At 68.0% G+C, this 17,162-nt stretch carries 16 protein-coding genes and 1 other annotated feature; of the genes, 9 read left to right on the plus strand and 7 right to left on the minus strand.

All coding sequences use genetic code 11. The features are described 5' to 3' along the window. Nucleotides 1-31: 31 nt before the first annotated feature. On the plus strand, nt 32-1,108 hold the full coding sequence (locus G4D77_RS07615) for a proteasome-type protease (protein WP_016449684.1): 1,077 nt from the start codon (nt 32-34) through the stop codon (nt 1,106-1,108). Next, nucleotides 1,105-1,992 carry an alpha/beta fold hydrolase gene (locus tag G4D77_RS07620; protein ID WP_154835044.1) on the plus strand — a complete coding sequence of 296 codons (888 nt, stop codon included), beginning with the start codon at nt 1,105-1,107 and terminating at the stop codon, nt 1,990-1,992. Before G4D77_RS07615 ends, G4D77_RS07620 begins: the two co-directional genes overlap by 4 nt. 140 nt (nt 1,993-2,132) lie before the next feature. Here the strand turns inward: G4D77_RS07620 and G4D77_RS07625 are convergent, their stop codons facing one another. The 3 genes from G4D77_RS07625 to G4D77_RS07635 all read right to left on the minus strand — a co-directional run bounded on the left by G4D77_RS07625 (nt 2,133) and on the right by G4D77_RS07635 (nt 5,701). Beyond that, a complete protein-coding gene (locus G4D77_RS07625; RefSeq protein WP_154835045.1) occupies nt 2,133-2,573 on the minus strand; it encodes a MarR family winged helix-turn-helix transcriptional regulator in 441 nt (146 codons plus the stop codon). A gap of 128 nt (nt 2,574-2,701) precedes the next feature. Further along, on the minus strand, nt 2,702-4,690 hold the full coding sequence (locus tag G4D77_RS07630) for an acetoacetate--CoA ligase (RefSeq protein WP_154835048.1): 1,989 nt from the start codon (nt 4,688-4,690) through the stop codon (nt 2,702-2,704). A 183-nt stretch (nt 4,691-4,873) separates the two neighbouring features. Further along, nucleotides 4,874-5,701, minus strand: a complete 828-nt coding sequence (locus tag G4D77_RS07635; protein ID WP_016449688.1) for an undecaprenyl-diphosphate phosphatase — start codon at nt 5,699-5,701, stop codon at nt 4,874-4,876. A gap of 193 nt (nt 5,702-5,894) precedes the next feature. Here G4D77_RS07635 and G4D77_RS07640 point away from each other — a divergent pair, with 193 nt between their 5' ends. Continuing rightward, nucleotides 5,895-6,173: a PsiF family protein gene (locus G4D77_RS07640; protein WP_016454694.1), complete on the plus strand. Its 279-nt coding sequence runs from the start codon at nt 5,895-5,897 to the stop codon at nt 6,171-6,173. Between the two features lie 335 nt (nt 6,174-6,508). Continuing rightward, nucleotides 6,509-7,743, plus strand: a protein-coding gene (locus G4D77_RS07645; RefSeq protein ID WP_122974833.1) for an IS3 family transposase whose coding sequence is annotated in 2 segments (ribosomal slippage) — nt 6,509-6,791 and nt 6,791-7,743 — 1,236 coding nt in all. Because the reading frame shifts where the segments join, the coding sequence is not laid out codon by codon here. Continuing rightward, nucleotides 6,787-6,903, plus strand: a sequence feature (AL1L pseudoknot). It overlaps the preceding gene by 117 nt. 101 nt (nt 7,744-7,844) lie before the next feature. On the opposite strand, the gene G4D77_RS07650 is transcribed toward G4D77_RS07645, so the two are convergent. Both G4D77_RS07650 and G4D77_RS07655 read right to left on the minus strand, forming a co-directional pair. Continuing rightward, nucleotides 7,845-9,074 (minus strand): PepSY-associated TM helix domain-containing protein, encoded by a 1,230-nt coding sequence (locus G4D77_RS07650; RefSeq protein ID WP_154835050.1) that lies wholly within the window; start codon nt 9,072-9,074, stop codon nt 7,845-7,847. Between the two features lie 18 nt (nt 9,075-9,092). After that, nucleotides 9,093-11,258 (minus strand): TonB-dependent receptor, encoded by a 2,166-nt coding sequence (locus tag G4D77_RS07655; RefSeq protein ID WP_154835052.1) that lies wholly within the window; start codon nt 11,256-11,258, stop codon nt 9,093-9,095. A 336-nt stretch (nt 11,259-11,594) separates the two neighbouring features. Between G4D77_RS07655 and G4D77_RS07660 the strand changes: the two genes are divergently transcribed. The 4 genes from G4D77_RS07660 to G4D77_RS07675 all read left to right on the plus strand — a co-directional run bounded on the left by G4D77_RS07660 (nt 11,595) and on the right by G4D77_RS07675 (nt 14,456). Beyond that, a complete protein-coding gene (locus tag G4D77_RS07660) occupies nt 11,595-12,005 on the plus strand; it encodes a DUF2306 domain-containing protein (RefSeq protein WP_213757939.1) in 411 nt (136 codons plus the stop codon). A 34-nt stretch (nt 12,006-12,039) separates the two neighbouring features. Next, nucleotides 12,040-12,366 carry a 2TM domain-containing protein gene (locus G4D77_RS07665; RefSeq protein ID WP_016454690.1) on the plus strand — a complete coding sequence of 109 codons (327 nt, stop codon included), beginning with the start codon at nt 12,040-12,042 and terminating at the stop codon, nt 12,364-12,366. 29 nt (nt 12,367-12,395) lie between these two features. Beyond that, on the plus strand, nt 12,396-13,484 hold the full coding sequence (locus tag G4D77_RS07670) for a sensor histidine kinase (protein WP_154836407.1): 1,089 nt from the start codon (nt 12,396-12,398) through the stop codon (nt 13,482-13,484). Nucleotides 13,485-13,643: 159 nt separating this feature from the next. Next, a complete protein-coding gene (locus tag G4D77_RS07675; protein ID WP_047325837.1) occupies nt 13,644-14,456 on the plus strand; it encodes a LytR/AlgR family response regulator transcription factor in 813 nt (270 codons plus the stop codon). 36 nt (nt 14,457-14,492) lie between these two features. On the opposite strand, the gene G4D77_RS07680 is transcribed toward G4D77_RS07675, so the two are convergent. Beyond that, complete coding sequence (locus G4D77_RS07680; protein WP_193726159.1) at nt 14,493-15,179, minus strand: ABC transporter ATP-binding protein; 687 nt, start codon at nt 15,177-15,179, stop codon at nt 14,493-14,495. 93 nt (nt 15,180-15,272) lie between these two features. Between G4D77_RS07680 and G4D77_RS07685 the strand changes: the two genes are divergently transcribed. Next, nucleotides 15,273-15,638 carry a hypothetical protein gene (locus G4D77_RS07685; protein WP_063326864.1) on the plus strand — a complete coding sequence of 122 codons (366 nt, stop codon included), beginning with the start codon at nt 15,273-15,275 and terminating at the stop codon, nt 15,636-15,638. Nucleotides 15,639-15,641: 3 nt separating this feature from the next. On the opposite strand, the gene G4D77_RS07690 is transcribed toward G4D77_RS07685, so the two are convergent. Beyond that, the gene (locus tag G4D77_RS07690; protein ID WP_154835057.1) at nt 15,642-17,141 is read right to left on the minus strand and encodes an efflux transporter outer membrane subunit; all 1,500 of its coding nucleotides are present in this window, start codon (nt 17,139-17,141) and stop codon (nt 15,642-15,644) included. Nucleotides 17,142-17,162 lie beyond the last annotated feature (21 nt).

The following is a 17,162-nucleotide window of genomic DNA, read 5'->3' on the forward strand; positions in this document are numbered from 1 at the left end:
ACTTGCCATTTCCGCAGATTCGGACGCTTCCATGACTTATTGCGTTGCCATCAAGCTCAACGCCGGCCTGGTTTTCCTGGCCGACTCGCGCACCAATGCCGGCCTGGACCAGATCAGCTCTTTCCGCAAGCTCATGGTCTACGAGAACCCCGGCGACCGCTTCATGGTGCTGCTGTCGGCCGGCAACCTGTCCATCACCCAATCGGTGCGCGAGCTGCTGGAGAGCCAGCAGCTGCGCGACGAGGCCACGGGCGACATGCTGACCATCTGGAACGTGCGCAGCATGTTCGATGCGGCCCGCGTGCTGGGCGCAGCCGTGCGCCATGTGTACGAGCGCGACGGCGTGGCGCTGTCCCGGTCGGGCGTGGATTTCAATATCTCGCTGGTGCTGGGCGGCCAGATCCAGGGCGAGACCATGCGGCTGTTCCAGGTGTATTCGGCCGGCAACTTCATCGAGGCCACGAGCGAGACGCCCTACTTCCAGATCGGCGAGTCCAAGTACGGCAAGCCCGTGCTGGACCGCGTGATCACGCCGCGCACGCCGCTGGACGAGGCCGCCAAGTGCGCCCTGGTGTCCATGGACAGCACGCTCAAGTCCAACCTGTCGGTGGGCCTGCCCCTGGACCTGATCGTGTACGAGAAGGACCGCTTCGCCTCCGACAAGATCGTCAGCATCGACGAGAGCAATCCGTATTTCCGCATGCTGCACGACAGCTGGGGCGAGCGCCTGCGCCATGTCTTCGACAGCATCGAGGACCCGGCCTGGGATGGCGGCGCCTCCGAGGTGCCCATCCGCGTGCACAGCCGCCAGGCCCAGCCGCTGACCAAGGTCAACGCGCCGGCAGGCGCCCTGCGCTCGTCGGCACGCAGCATGGGCCGGCTGCCGCCTGCGGCGCTACGCCAGCCCTATCACAGCGGCACGGGCGCGGGCCTGGGCACCTCCACGGCAGACGGTCTTGCGACCTCCCCCATGACGCCCATGACACCCATGACGCCCCAGCAGCCGGGCCCGGCATCGCCCGTGCGGCCCGATGCAGGCCAGCCCTCGGGCCACCAGCAAGGCGTGCCCGATGGCGCCGCACAGGCCGGCCAGGAGCCTCGGCCGTGAACGCGGCCCGGTCCGCACAGCGGGCCGAGAGCGATGCGGCGGTTGCCGGCACGGGTACGGGCGCGGGCACTGCATCGGCGCCGCTGCCCGTGGTGTTCTCGCATGCCAACAGTTTTCCGCTGCCCACCTACCGGCTGCTGCTCTCGCTGCTGGCCGAGCGCGGCATCGCGGCGCAGGGCGTGGAGCGCTTCGGCCATGACCCGCGCTTTCCCGTCACCAACAACTGGCCGCACCTGGTCGAGCAACTGGCCGAGTTCACGCGCGCCGAGGTCGAGCGCGTGGGCGGTCCGGTCTTTCTGGTCGGGCATTCGCTGGGCGGTTTCCTGAGCGTGATGACGGCTGCGCGCCATCCCGAGCTGGCGCGCGGCGTGCTGCTGATCGACTCGCCATTGCTCAGCGGCTGGCGCGCCAACGCCGTGGGCGTGGCCAAGCGCACGCAGCTGGTGGGCTCGGTCTCGCCGGGCAAGATCAGCGCCCGCCGCCGCAATGCCTGGGACAGCGACGAGGAGGCGCTGGCCTATTTCCGCGCCAAGAAGGTGTTTGCGCAATGGCATCCGCAGGTGCTCCAGGACTATGTGCAGGGCGGCCTGACCGACCTGGACGGCCGGCGCACGCTGCACTTCACGCGCGAGGTGGAGACCGCCATCTACAACACCTTGCCGCACAACCTGGCCTCGCTGCTGCACCACCATCCGCTGCGCTGCCCGGCGGCCTTCATCGGCGGGCGTGCCTCGGTGGAGATGCGCCAGGTGGGCATGGACCTGACGCGCCGCATCACGCGCGGGCGCGTGATGATGCTGGACGGCAGCCACCTGTTCCCCATGGAGCGGCCCCACGCCACGGCCGCCGCCATCGAGGCCTCGCTGCTGAACATGCAAACCTGAGCGCCGTCCGGCTCGGGCCGAGATCCGGATGGCAACCCTGGACCATGCGGTGGTGCTTGAACCCCTTGGCGCCTTCCTCAAGGATCGGGCCCCATCGGCGTTCACGGCAGCGGGCGAGGGTCTTGGCGATGGCGGGCCGGCTACCCGGCGCAATCGATCATCTTGTGAAGCAGGCGCAGCAGCTGCTGCTTGTCCTCAGCGCTCAGCATGCGGCTGGCCTCTTGCTCCAGAATTTCCACCTGCGCCGCCGCCTTTTCGTGCAGGCGCTCGCCCTCGGCCGTCAGATACAGCAGCGACAGGCGCCTGTCCGCAGGATCGGCCTCGCGCCTGAGCATGCCGCGCACCTGCAGTCTTTCCATCAGCGCCGCCATGTTGGGCTGGGAAATCATCACGGTCTCGGCGATCTGGCGCTGGGATGCGCCGGGATTGGCCGAGATCAGCGACAGCACGGCAAACTCCGACGGCTTGAGATCCAGCGCCAGCATGTGCTTCGCATAGTGAGGCCTTACGGTGGCATGGGCCAGGCGCGTGCAGTGGCCCAACTGCTGCATCAGAAAATTCTGCTGGAGTGCTGACTTCATGGGCGATGGGGTGGCTCGGTCCAAGGTGGGGCCAGGCGCATCGAATGGGGCCTGGCGGACCTTTCGATAGAGACGGTCATGGGTTTGTCTCCTGCGTCATGGATGAAATCGGCCAGGGTCGCCGCACCTCAGGCCAGCGGGACCCGAGCCCGGTATTGCACGAAGAAATCGATGCTGCGCGGATTGGCCATGGCGTCGGGGCTGGCCACCTTGGCGGGCTCGGCGCCCAGCAGCAGCTTGCGCACGGGCAGTTCCATCTTCTTGCCCGTGAGGGTGCGCGGAATCTCGGCGACCTGGATGACCGCATCGGGCACGTGGCGCGCAGAGGCCTGGGCCCTGATGGCATCCTTGATCCGGGCCACCAGCGCATCCGTCAGCACCAGGCCCGGGGCCAGCACCACGAACAAGGGCATGAAAGAGGGGCGCCCCAGGAACTCCAGGTCCACGACGAGGCTGTCCAAGACCTCGTCAACTTCCTCGACGACACGGTAGATCTCGGCCGTTCCCATGCGGATGCCGAAACGGTTGATCGTGGTGTCCGAGCGGCCGTAGATCACGGCCGACCCATGCTCGCTGAACGAGATCCAGTCGCCATGGCGCCAGTAGCCGGGAAAGACGTCGAAGTAGCTTTCACGGTAGCGCAGGCCATCGGCGTCGTTCCAGAAATACAAGGGCATGGAAGGCATGGGTTCGGTGATCACCAGTTCGCCCACCTCGCCGGTCACGCTGCGCCCTTGCTCGTCAAAGGCGTGCGCGGCGACGCCCAGTTCACGGCACTGGATCTCGCCCGCGCGCACGGGCAGCAGGGGCGCGCAGGCCACGAAGCCCGAGGCGATATCCGTTCCACCGCTGACCGAGGCCAGCCACAGATCGCGCTTGATGTTCTCGTAGACCCAGCCGTAGGCCTCCAGCGGCAGCGCCGACCCCGTGGAATTGATGGCGCGCAGTTTCCCGAAGCGGCGGCCCCGGGCGGGCACCACGCCATCCTTCATGGTCTTGGCCAGAAAGGCCGCGCCGCAACCGAACAGCGTGACCTGCTGGCGATCGATGAAGTCCCACAATGCGCCATCGTCGGGCGAGGTCGGGTTGCCATCGGACAGCACCACGGTGGCGCCAGCCAGCAGGCTGCCCACCATAAGGTTCCAGACGATCCAGCCCGTGCTGCCCAGGAACATGAAGCGGTCGCCAGGCCGCACGTCGTGCTGCAGCCCATGGGTCTTGAGGTGGGTGAGCACGATGCCGCCATGGCTGTGCACCATGGCCTTGGGCAGTCCCGTGGTGCCCGAGGAATAGACCACCCACAGCGGGTGCGAGAACGGCAAGCGCTCGAAGACCGGCTCTGCGGGCCTGGCCAGCGCGTCGGCCCAGGCCATGACATCGCGCCAGGGCAGCTCGCATGCGGGGTCCCCGGGCCTGAACAGGGGGCCGGGCACATGGATCACATGGCCTATCTCGGGCAATCCCCGCAGCACCTCGCCGAGTACGGCGCGGCGATCGAAACACCGTCCCCCGTAGACATAGCTATCGGTGGCGAAAATCAGCTTGGGGCCGATCTGCTGGAAGCGGTCCAGCACCACGGAAACACCCATCTCGGGCGCGCAGCTGGACCAGATGGCGCCTATGCTGGCACAGGCCAGGAAGGCCACGACCGCCTGGGGCACATTGGGCAGGTAGGCCACGACGCGATCGCCGCGGCCCAGGCCGAGCTCGCGCATCCGGGCCGCGAGCGCCGCCACGTCACGCTCCAGCTGCCGCCATGACAGCTCCACCGGCTCGGCGCCTTCGCAGCGCGCGATGATGGCCGGGTGCTCGGCGCTGGCGCTGCGGAACACATGCTCGGCATAGTTCAGGTGCGTGTCGGGAAACCACTGCGCGCCCGGCATGCCGCGCTCACCGAGCACGCGCGTCGGGTCACCGTCGGCCATGACCTGGAAGTAGTCCCAGATCGAGCGCCAGAAGCCATCGAGATCCGTGACCGACCACTGCCACAGCGCCTGGTAGCCATCGAAGCGCATATCCCTGGCCGCAGCCAGCCAATCCATGTAGCGCGCCAGGCCGCTTTGCGCGACCTGCTGCGGGCTGGGACGCCACATCAACTGCCCTTGTTCGATGGCCATGGCAACCCTCGGAAAAAGTTATAAAAAAAACATATTTTTTATAACCATAGAACATCATCATTCTCAGAAGTACAGGGGTTTTCATGGGGCAACCACGCGCTCTTCATGCGGTTGCTCCCCCGGGTACATGACGCAAAAAAGCCACCCGAAGGTGGCTTGTCCCCATCGATGGCCCGGCCCTGGTCAGCCGCCGCTCCAGTTGACCAGGCCCGTGAAGGCCGTGACCAGCACGATGATGCCGAAGGCGATGCGGTACCAGGCAAACGGCACGAAGCTGTTGGTGGAGATGTAGCGCAGCAGCCAGCGCACGCACAGCCAGGCGCTGATGAAGGAGAACACCAGGCCCACGGCGAACATGGGGATGTCGTCCACCGACAGCAGGGCGCGCTCCTTGTAGAGGCTGTAGACGCCGGCGCCGATCAGCGTGGGAATGGCCAGGAAGAACGAAAAGTCGGTCGCCGCCTTGCGCGACAGGCCCATGAGCATGCCGCCGATGATGGTGGCGCCGCTGCGGCTGGTGCCGGGGATCATGGCCAGGCACTGCACCAGGCCGACCTTGAGGGCATCGAGCGGCGTCATCTCGTCCACGGTCTGCACGCGCATGGCCGATGCCGGCCGGCGCTCGGCCCACAGGATGACGAAGCCGCCCAGGATGAAGGTGGTGGCCACCACGGTGGGCGTGAACAGGTGCGCCTTGATGAACTTGCCGAAGATCAGCGCCAGCACCACGGCCGGCAGAAAGCCGATGATGACGTTCAGCGTGAGCCGCTGCGCCTGGCCGCTGGTGGGCAGGTCGACCACGGTGGAGCGGATCTTTTGCCAGTACACCAGCACCACGGCGAAGATGGCGCCGGTCTGGATGGCGATGTCGAAGACCTTGGCCTTGGCATCGTCGAAGCCCAGCAGCGAGCCTGCAAGGATGAGGTGCCCGGTGGAAGAGATGGGAAGGAACTCCGTCAGCCCTTCCACGATGCCCATGATGGCGGCCTTGACCAGCAAAAGAATGTCCACGGCAAGCGTCCTGTCGCAATGCAAAAGTGCGCCATTATCTGCGCTGGCCATGGCCTGACGATGGACGCCTGCCGGCCCGCCGGCGGCAATCGCAAACTTTTACAACGGCCGGCGCGCAACGTTGCTGTGCGCCCGGCGCTGTGCTGCAATGTGGGGGCGCTGGATTTCGGCGCGCCTTCAAAACCATTCCATCATGAAAAAAATCGTTGTTCTGGCAGTTGTCTCCCTGGCCTGCAGCATCGGCATGGCCGCCGGAGACAAGGCCCCCACGGCCCAGCAAAAGCTGATGGGCACCTGCAACACCGAAGCCGCCGGCAAGAAGGGCGACGAGCGCAAGGAGTTCATGAAGTCCTGCCTGTCCGACGGCAAGAAGCGCCAGCAGGAACGCATGAAGACCTGCAATGCCGACGCCACCGGCAAGAAGGGCGACGAGCGCAAGGCGTTCATGAGTGAATGCTTGAAGAAGGATTGAAGCTCCCCCTGAGCGGCTGACGCCGCTTCCCCCTCTCTACCCGCTTCGCGGGGGAGGGGGACGACGCCCTCGCCGCGAGGCGGCTCTTGCTCGGCGTCTCTGGTGTCGGGCCGCGCCAGATTTGGAGGCTGCGCCCTATTTCTGCAGCAAGCCTTCATTGAAGCCACCGTTTTCGGTGGCTTTGCTGTTTGGGCGGATAGTTTTCTGATTTGGCTATCAATGGAGCCGTGTACTACCGACAGCCGTTCAAACTCGCAGGGCTCAAGCGCGGGCAGCCGAGCAAGGTGAATCGCCCCGGGTTTTGAGGAGGCTCCAACACTTGAGAAGATGGAGCTATGACCAAGTCAAACAAGTTCTCGCCCGAGGTGCGCGAGCGTGCCGTACGCATGGTGCAGGAGCACCGAGCCGACTACCCTTCGCTGTGGGCAGCCATTGAATCAATAGCCCCCAAGATTGGCTGCGTGCCGCAGACCTTGAACGATTGGGTCAAGAAGGCCGAGGTCGACAGCGGCCAGCGTGCCGGTACCACCACGTCAGAAGCCCAGCGCATCAAGGAGCTGGAACGTGAGGTCAAGGAGCTGCGCCGGGCCAACGACATCCTGAAGACGGCCAGCGCGTTTTTTGCGCAGGCGGAGCTCGACCGCCGATTGAAGTCTTGAAGAACTACATCGACCGCCACCGTGACGACTACGGGGTCGAGCCCATCTGCCGGGTGCTGCAGATGGCCCCATCGTGTTACTGGCGCCACGCAGCCCGGCAACGTAACCCGCAACTGCGCAGTCAACGCGCCCAGCGTGACGAGTGCTTGAAGGCGGACATCCAGCGCGTGTGGCATGCCAACTGGCAGGTCTACGGGGCCGATAAGGTCTGGCTGCAGATGAACCGCGAGGGCATCCCGGTGGCACGTTGTACTGTGGAGCGACTGATGCGTGCCATGGGCTTGCAAGGGGCTCGCCGTGGCAGGGCGGTACGTACCACCACGCCTGACACATCAGCGCCGTGCCCGCTGGACCACGTCAACCGGCACTTCAAGGCCAGCCGTCCCAACGAGCTGTGGGTATCGGACTTCACCTACGTCTCCACCTGGCAGGGCTGGCTGTACGTGGCCTTCGTGGTGGATGTGTACGCCCGGCGCATCGTGGGCTGGCGGGTCAGCCGCAGCATGCAAACGGACTTCGTGCTGGATGCGCTGGAGCAGGCGCTGTATGCCCGCCAGCCAGCAGCCCATGCCTTGACGCACCATTCCGACAGGGGCAGTCAATACGTCAGCATCCGCTACACCGAACGGTTGGACCAGGCGGGCATACAGCCCTCGGTGGGCAGCCGGGGTGACAGCTACGACAACGCGCTGGCCGAGACCATCAACGGTCTGTACAAGGCCGAGCTGATTCACCGCCGGGGCCCCTGGAAGACCAGGGAATCCGTGGAGCTGGCCACCTTGCAGTGGGTGCACTGGTTCAACCATGTCCGACTACTCACGCCGATTGGGGGCATCCCTCCGGCAGAAGCTGAGGCAAACTACTGGAGGCAACTAGCCGTCAGCGACACCTCGGCAGAGGTGTCAACTTAAACCAATCGGCCTCCTCAAAACCCGGTGCGATTCAAGGGCTGCCCCGCAGTGAGGGCTGCGTCCCCCTCCGCGAAGCGGGAAGGGGGAAGCGGCGCAGCCGCTCAGGGGGTCATCTTCCTGGCTCTGCGCTTGCGCCACCAGATGATGACGCCGGTGATCGACAGGACGGCGACAAGCACGCCGACGAAGGACATGAGCACGCGGCCGGGGGTGCCGAGGATGCGGCCGCTGTGCAGGGGCAGCTGCAGCTGGACGAAGACGTCGGCGGCCGTGCCGTGCCAGGGGCGGTAGGTGCCCAGGACTTCGCCGTTGTCCGAGCTGACGTAGATGTTGGACAGGCCCATGCCCATGGCGCCGGTTTCGTCGTGCGGGTCGAAGAAGGAGATGTTGTAGAACGGGAAGTCGCCGCCCCACCAGATGCCGCCTGCGGGCTGGGCGAAGCCCAGGCGCTTGGCCTCGCTCTGGGCGATGGCGATGGCCTGGGCGAACGAGACCTTGGGCACGAGGAGCGTGCCCTGGGGCGCAGGCTTGAGGGTTTCGTAGGGGCCGGGCGTGGTGGTGGAGACGGTGCTCATCACCGGGTAGAAGACTTCGCGGTACAGGTTCAGCGAGAACGAGGTGAAGGCCACGATGACGATGACGGCCCAGACCCACAGGCCGCCCGCACGGTGCAGGTCAAAGTTGAGCTTGTAGGCGCCGCCGCCCCAGCGCACGCGCCATGAGGGCAGCCAGCGCCGCCACCACGATCCCATGGCCGCCGTCAGGCGCGGGGCGCTTTTCCTGAGCTTGACGGGAAAGGTCAGCAGCAGCGCGACAAAGCTGTCGGCCACCCACAGCAGGGCCAGCGTGCCCATGAACCAGTAGCCCCAGCGGTCCGTGCCCCAAAAGCGCGGGGCCAGCAGGCTTTCGTGCAGGTGGCGCAGCCAGGGCATGAGGTTGCGCTGGCTGAGCGCAAGGCTGCGCCCGTTGCGCTGGCCCGTGATGTGGCCGCTGACGGGATCGACGAAGACCGTGTCATATCCCAGCGCAGGCGCCTGGCCCGTGGCCGGGTCGGGCCGGGGGCGCACCATGAACATGGCGGCTTCGCCCTCGACCAGGCCCAGGGTCATGTAGCTGATCTCGGCGCGCGGCTCGCTGGCCTGCACCACGGCGGCCAGCTCCAGCGGGGTCTTCAGCGGGCCGCGTGCCGGGGTCTCCAGCATGTCGGCGTTGAGCCATTCGTCGATTTCATGGTCCCAGGACAGCACGGCCCCCGTGAGGCCGGCCATGGTGAGGAAACCGGCCAGCACCAGTCCTATCCAGCGGTGCACCACCGTCCACAACGCGCGCATGCTTCAGATCGCTCCGGCTCAGAAGTCCACCGATGCGCTCAGCGAGAAGGTGCGCGGCATGGACTGCACCAGGTAGTTGGCGCCCGGGTAGCCGCCCACGGACGACCAGTAGCCCTTGTCGAACAGGTTGTCGATGCGCGCGCGCAGGGTCAGCAGGCGGTTGTTGCCGATGTCCATGAGATAACGCGCGCCGATGTCGGTGCGCGTCCACGAGGCCACTTTCAGCGTGTTGGCGCCGTTGGCGTACTGGCTGGAGGTGTGCATCACGCGCGCATTGAGGGCCAGGCCCGAGACGCCGGGCACATCCCAGTCCACGCCCAGGTTGAGCAGGCGCTTGGGCACGCCGATGGCGTAGTTGCCGATGGTGGCGGCATCGGCGGCCTCGCGGATCTTGGCCTCGCTGAAGGTCACGCCGCCCAGCACGCGCAGGCCCTTGACGGGCTCGCCGAAGACCGTGGCCTCCAGGCCGCTGTTGCGCTGCTTGCCGTACTGGCCGAAGACCTGGTTGGCCACATAGGCCGAAGGCATGTCCGTGGTGTACAGCGCCACCGTGGCGCCCAGTTGCCGGCCCTGCCACTTGAAGCCGATTTCCTTCTGGCGCGACTTGTAGGGCGCGAACACCTGGCCACCGTTGGACACGGGCAGGTCGTTGGCCGTCTGCGGCGCCACGGCGCCCTTGGTCAGGCCTTCGATGTAGTTGGCGTAGACCGAGGTGTTCTCGCTGGTCTTGAACACCAGGCCCAGCATGGGCGTGGTGGCCGACTTCTTGTAGTGGTCGGTCTGCGCGCCCGTGTTGTAGTCGTAGCTGCTTTGCTCGATGCTCTGGCGGCGCACGCCCACGGTCAGGCGCAGGCGCTCGTCCAGCATCGTCAGCGTGTCGCCGATGGCAAAGCTGTTGAGCCGGGTTTCACCCACGCGCGTGGGATCGGCCAGGTTGCCGCCGAACAGCGTCATCGCCGGGCGCGCGCTGCTCCAGGGGTTGTAGATGTTGTTGACCACGCCAAAGCCCATGCCCCAGGCATTGCGCTCGGTGGCCGAGTAGGTGCTGGCCGTGGCCACCAGCTCATGGCCCACGCTGCCCGTGGCCAGGCGCGTGCGGATGCCGACCTCGCCCGTGCCCACGCTGTCCTTGCGCTTGTTGTCGAAGCGCGTGCCCGTGGTGTCGCCGGCCGCATTCGTGACGGTCACGCCGCTCAGGGAGTTGTCTTCCTTGCCGCGGCGCAGGCCGCCTGCGGCCCAGGCGGTGGTTGTGTCGTTGATGTCCCATTCGGCGCGCAGCGTGGCGAACAGGTCGCGCTCGGTGGAGTACGACCAGTTCTGGCCGTAGTTGGTCTTGTTGTCGGGCACGGCCGGGATGAAGTTGCCGGGCGTCACGCTGGGGCGGCCGCCGTTGTAGCTGTTGCGCTGGTAGCCCACGTCGCCCGACAGGCGCACGTTGCGGCTGCGCCAGTCCAGGCCCAGGCCCAGGGCGGTGAGCGAGCGGTCTTCGCCATCCACGCCCGTGCCGCCGTCGCGGCGCACGGCGTTCAGGCGGATGCCGGTGCTCCGGTCAGGGCCGAAGCGGCGCGAGATGTCGGTGGAGACAAAGGCCTGGCCGCCCGTCTGTATGCCGGCGCCCACGCGCGTCAGTGCATCGTTGCCGGCGCGCTTGGGCAGCAGGCTGATGGTGCCGCCAATGCCGCTGCCGCCCGGTGCTGCGCCATTGAGGAAGGCATTGGCGCCGCGCAGCACCTCCACGCGCTCGAAGAATTCCGAGGCGATGTACTGGCGCGGCAGCAGGCCGTACAGGCCGTTGTAGGCGATGTCGTCCGAATAGACCGGGAAGCCGCGAAGCACATACAGCTCCTGGAAGTTGCCAAAGCCGCGCGCCTGGCGCACGCCCGGGTCGTTGAGCAGCACGTCGCCCACGCTCTTGGACTGGGTGTCCTCGATCAGCTGCTGGGTGTAGCTGGTGGTGGAGAACGAGGAGTTCTTCCAGTCCAGCGTGCCCAGCACGCCGTTGCGCGCCCCCGTGGCCACCTGGCCGCCTGCGAAGGGCTTGGACAGGCCCTGGGCCGATGCGTCGGCGCTGGCCTCTACCGTCACGGCCTCCAGCACGGTGTCACCGCCCCGGGTCTGGGCAATCAGCGCCTGATGGCTGCACAGGCAAAGAACGGCCAGGGATATGGGGCGAATGGAAGGCATGGGGATGGGATTGAGAATGATTTGCAGAACCTGTTAGCTTACCAACCACCTGGGCACGCAACTATGAGTTTTCTCAATCTGTTGCATCGAAGCAATCCTTGGGGTGATTGGTTTCAAAGGCCCTGATCGATAGTCCGTGCGCACTCACCCTGGCCTCCACCCTGCGGACTGCATCCTCCAGATGCCGTGGACGTGCCTGCCGTTCGCGGCGCCAGGATGCAGCTGGCACCCTGCCCTCGTCCGTCCGTCGCATGGCGCTGGCCCCGGCGGCGCCCGGCAGCGACAGTCCTGTCCCATACAGGCCCGCCAACCCGGGCCGCACGCCAGGACACCGCCATGCAAATGACACCGCTGATCGCCATCCACATGAGTGCCGCCCTCGGGGCCACGGCCACGGGCGCCATCGCCCTGCTGGCACGCCGCCAGGCCGCCGCCCATCCCCGCCTGCACCGCGCGGCCGGCCATGCCTTTGTCACGCTCATGGTCTGCGCGGCGGTGTCCGCCTGCTTCATCCGCGACTACCGCCTGCCCAACTGGGGCGGCTACACGCCCGTCCACCTGCTGGTGCCGCTGACCTTTGCCGGCCTGGGCCGGTCGTTCTGCCACCTGTACCAAGGCAACATCGCCGGCCACCGCAAGATCATGCGCAGCGTCTACATCGGCGCCTGCGTCGTGGCGGGCCTGTTCACCCTGCTGCCCGGCCGCTACCTGGGCGACCTGCTGTGGCAGCGGCTGGGCCTGGCCTGACGCCGCTTTCCTTCCCCCTGACGGAGAACTCCCCATGCGCACCCTTGATCCCCTTGATCCCCTCGATCCCTCTGCCCGCCACGACGACGATGCCCTGGAGCGCATGGCGCGCCGCCGCGCAGGCGCCAAGCTGGGCTGGATGATCCACGCCAGCGTCTATGTGCTGGTCAACCTCGGGCTGGCGGCGCTGTCGCTGTCCCAGGGCCGGCACTGGGCCATCTTCCCGGCCCTGGGCTGGGGCCTGGGGCTGGCCATCCACGGCGCCGTGGTCTGGCTGGCCCTGCCGGGCAACGGCTGGCACGGGCGCATGGTGGAGCGCGAGCGGCAGGCGCTGCAGTCACGCCAGGGCCGCGCCCGCTGAAACACGCCATGGGACTACCATTGCCCTCCATGCCCGACCCCGCATCCAACGCCACACGCCAGCCGGCCGCCCCTGGCCACATCGTGGAACGGACCACGCTGCTGCGCCACGGCATCGCGACGACCTCGGCCTGCGCCCTGATTGCCGCCGCATTCAGCCTGAGCAACCATGGCCGCTGGGACGTGAACCTCATCTACTCGCTGTCGATCGGCCTGACCAGCTGGCTCACCATCGAACTGGGCCGCTGGCGCCTGACGCGGGGCCAGGACATTCCCTGGCCCGGCGGCTGGCGCGGCGCCGCGCTGGTGGTGGCTGGCATCGTGACGGGGTTCGTGATCGGGTCGCTGATCGGCACGGCGTACAGGAAGTGGGCCGATCCCGACGCCAGCACGGCCCTGATGCACCGGCTGTGGATACCGCTGGCCGTCACCATCGTCGCCAGCACGGTGATGTCGCTGGCCTTCTTCCTGCTGGGCTACTCGCGCCACCTGCAGATGCAGGCCGAGCAGGCCCGACGCCAGGCGGCCGAGGCCAAACTCACCCTGCTGCAGGCCCAGCTGGAGCCGCACATGCTGTTCAACACCCTGGCCAACCTGCGCGTGCTGGTGGCCAGCGACCCGCAGCGCGCCCAGGCCATGCTGGACCATCTGATCGCCTACCTGCGCGCCACGCTGGGCGGCTCGCGCAGCACCGAGCATGCGCTGGGCGAAGAGTTCGCACGCCTGCGCGACTACCTGGCGCTGATGTCCATCCGCATGGGCCCGCGCCTGCAATACACGCTGGACCTGCCCGAGGACCTGGCCCAGGTGCCCGTGCCGCCGCTGCTGCTGCAGCCCCTGGTGGAAAACTGCATACGCCACGGACTGGAGCCCAAGCTGGAAGGCGGGCATATCGCCGTGCGCGCGCGCCGCACCGCCGGCGGCCCGCTGGAGCTGACCGTGGCCGACAACGGCATGGGCCTGGATTCCGGAGCGCCCGCCCTGCCCGGCAGCCGCTTCGGCACGGCCCAGCTGCGCGAGCGCCTGGCCAGCCGCTATGGCGACGCCGCGCACTTCGAACTGGCCGCCCTGCCCGAAGGCGGCACTCTGGCCAGAATCACCCTCAAATGCACCCCCTGAGTCGCTTCGCGCCTTCCCCCGTGTGCACGGCGCCCTCTCTCGCTTCGCGGGAGGGGAACGACACCCTCGGTGCGGGGCGGCCCTTCCTCGGTGCCCCTGAGTTGGGCCGCGCCAGGTTCATACGCTGTCGGCAATGCGCAAGTGAAATAGAAGACTGAAATGACCCACGCCCCCCGCGCCCTGATCGCCGAAGACGAACCCCTGCTGGCCGAGGACCTGCGCCAGGCACTGGCCCGCGCCTGGCCCGAGTTGCAGATTGCCGCCATGGTGGGCGACGGCCTGAGTGCCGCCCGGCAGGCGCTGGCGCTGCAGCCCGATGTGCTGTTCTTCGACATCCGCATGCCGGGCCAGAGCGGCCTGGAGGCCGCCGCCGAACTGGCCGACGCCTGGCCCGAGGCGCAGCCGTTTCCCATCCTGGTCTTCGTGACCGCCTATGACCAGTACGCCATGGACGCCTTCGAGGCCCAGGCCGTGGACTACCTGCTCAAGCCCGTGCAGCCCGAGCGGCTGGCGCGCAGCGTGCAGCGCCTGCGCGAGCTGCTGGCCCAGCGCACGGCGGCCCCGGCCGGCGCTGCGCTGGCGCAGGCGCTGGAGCAATTGCGGCACCTGGCCGGTGCCACGGCCCCCGCCGCCACCGCTACCGAGCCGCCGCTGCAGATGATCCAGGCTGGCGTGGGCACGCAGATCCAGATGGTGCCCGTGCAGGACGTCGTCTACTTCGAGGCCGCCGACAAGTACGTGCGCGTGCTCACGGCCTCGCATGAGTACCTGGTGCGCACGCCGCTCAAGGAGCTGCTGCCCCGGCTGGACGCCGAGGATTTCTGGCAGGTGCACCGTGGCACCGTGGTGCGCGCAGCCGCCATTGCCAGTGCCCAGCGCGACGAGGCCGGCCGGCTGTGGCTGCAGCTGCGCGAGCGAGCTGAGAAACTGGCCGTGAGCCGCCTCTACGCGCAGCGGTTCAAGGCGATGTAGGTGGCGATGTAGGTGGCGATGTAGACGCCGGCTCCGTCAGCGCAGCGGCGGCTGATCGGGCAGGTCCAGCACGTCGTCCCAGGCCACGCCCTGCATCTCGTCCCAGTGCGCGACGATCACGCAGCGCGGCCCGTGCCCGGCCACGGGCGCAGATTGCTGGCCGGCCCGGTTCAGCCCGGCCAGCGTGCGCTGCACATGGTCGATCGATCCCCGGTCCAGCGCGGCCAGCGGCTCGTCGATCAGCAGCAGCGGCACGCCGCTGGCCCAGCCCGCCGCCATCCACAGCTTGCGCAGGCTGCCCGTGGACAAGGCCAGCAGGGGCTTGTGCAGATGGGGCTCCAGCCCCAGGCCGTCGGCATGGGCCTGCCAGGCCGCCTCGCTCCAGGCCGGATGCAGCTGCCGCTGTGCCTGCACCCATTCCTGCGCGGGCCGGGCACGCTCGGCATTGGACAGTTCGGCGCGCGGGTCGCGCCAGAACAATGCAGGGCGCTGCGACGGGTCCGGCTGCTGCGGATATACCAGGCGCCCGGCCTGCAAAGGCAACTGGCCGGCCAGCATTTGCAGCAGGCTGGTCTTGCCGCAGCCCTCGCCGCCGCGCACCAGGCACAGGCCCACGGGCCAGTCGTGCGAGGCGCCATCCCACAGCAGCAGGCCCGGCTGCCCGAAGCGCAGGGACTGAGCGCTCACCATCGGCGGCGCCATCGATTGCTGTGCGGTGTCCATCTGAATGTCTTTCCGGTTCTGCGATGCCGGCGATTGTGCACGCGGCACAATGCCGGGCTTTCCATTTTTCCCATCACGCATGCGGACCCCACCATGACCCTCGACTACCTGGATTTCGACTACAGCGAAGACGACGAAGGCACGGGCTGCTGGGACGCCATGGCCAGCGTGCCCGCCACGCGCGTGCCGGCCCTGGCGGCCGAGGTGGAGCAATTGCTGGCCTGGGCGCACCGCCGCTTCAAGGGCCGGCGCGGCCCCATTGAGGAAGGCGGCGACTGGGACTACGAGCTGCAGGCCCAGGACGACGGCGGCCAGCCGCTGGGCTGGCGCTTTGACGCAGCCACGGCGCGCCTGCAATCCGTGGCGGCGGGGGATGGCCGCACCACGGTGAACCTGTCGATCAGCGGCAGCGCGGCCTTCGGCGAAGCATTGCGCCAGGCCTTCGAGCTGCAGGACTGAACATCAGCGCGCGACAGCCTGCGGCCCCTGCACGGAGGCCGGCCCCAGCGGCTCCCAGCGCCCGGCCACGTTCTTGAGCAAGGTGTTGACGGCGGCCAGCCGCCGGTTGCGCACATCGATCAGGCTGCGCCGCGCCGACAGCACCGTGGTCTGGGCGCTGAGCACATTCAGATAGGCCACCGTGCCCGCGCGGTACTGGTTGTTGACGACATCCAGCGCCTTCTGCGCTGCGGCCACGGCCTCGATCTGCACCTGCTGCTCGCGCGCCAGGGCGGATGCGGTGACCAGGTTGTCCTCCACCTCCTGCAACGCCGTCAGCACGGTCTGGCGGTAGGTGGCGGCGGCAAGGTCCAGCGAGGCACGCGCCGACTCCACGGCCGCCGTGCGCGCGCCGCCGTCGAACAGCGCCAGCGCCAGCGACGGGCCCAGCGACCAGAACAGGTTGGGCGCACTCACCAGGTTGGACAGCGATGCACCCCGGTAGCCGGCCGTGGCCGACAGCGTGAGCGCCGGGAAGAAGGCCGCGCGCGCCACGCCCACCTGGGCATTGGCGGCGGCCACGCGGCGTTCGGCCGCCGCAATGTCGGGGCGCTGCTCCAGCAGTTGGGACGAGAGCATGGCCGGCACCTCGGGCGGCGGCGGCAGCTCGGCGCCGGCCTCCAGGCTGAAGGCGGCCGGCGGCAGGCCCAGCAGCGCGGCCAGGGCGTGCTCCAGCTGGGCGCGGCTGGTCTGTGCCTCGATGAGCTGGGCCTGGGTGCTTTTGTACTGCGCCTCGGCCTGGGCCACGTCGGCCGACGAGGCCACGCCCGCGCGGTAGCGGTTGTTGGTGAGCTTCAGGCTTTGCTCGTAGCTCTGCAGCGTTTCCTGCAGCAGCCGCACGCTGGCATCGGCCGCGCGCAGCGAGAAATAGGTCTGCGTGATCGATGCCTGGGCCGACAGGCGCGCGGCGGCCAGGTCGTCGCTGCTGGCCTGGGCGCTGGCCTGGCTGGCGCTGACCGTGCCCGACACGCGGCCCCACAGGTCCAGCTCCCAGCTGGCGTTCAGGCCCAGCGAGTAGTTGGTCGAGATGTTGCCGCTACTGCCCGTGTTGCCGCCCGTGCCTGATGCACCCGATGCACCGGAAGCCCCGCCGCTGCGCGAGCGCGTGGCGCCGGCCGTGCTGCCCAGCGTGGGGAACAGCCCGGCCTGGCTGCTGGCCACGGCCGCCTGCGCGGCACGCAGGCGCGCGGCGGCCTGGGCAATGCTCTGGTTGCCGGTGGCGGCCTGCTGCTGCAGGCGGTTGAGCTGTTCGTCGCCGAACAGCTCCCACCAGTTGTCGGGCACTTGCGCACGCGACGGGTCCGCGGGCCGCCAGATGCCGGCCTCGGCCGCCTCGGGCGTGGCTTCCTTGAACTGGGCCGGCACCTCGAGTGCGGGGCGCTGGTAGGCGCTCTGCGTGGAGCAGCCGGCCAGCAGCGCGGCGGCCAGCCAGATCGCCGGGGTTTGGAGTGTCTTCAGCTGCATGGCCTTGGGCTTTCGGATTCG

Source organism: Delftia sp. WY8 (assembly GCF_018437695.1).
Taxonomy (GTDB): Bacteria; Pseudomonadota; Gammaproteobacteria; order Burkholderiales; family Burkholderiaceae_C; genus Comamonas; species Comamonas tsuruhatensis.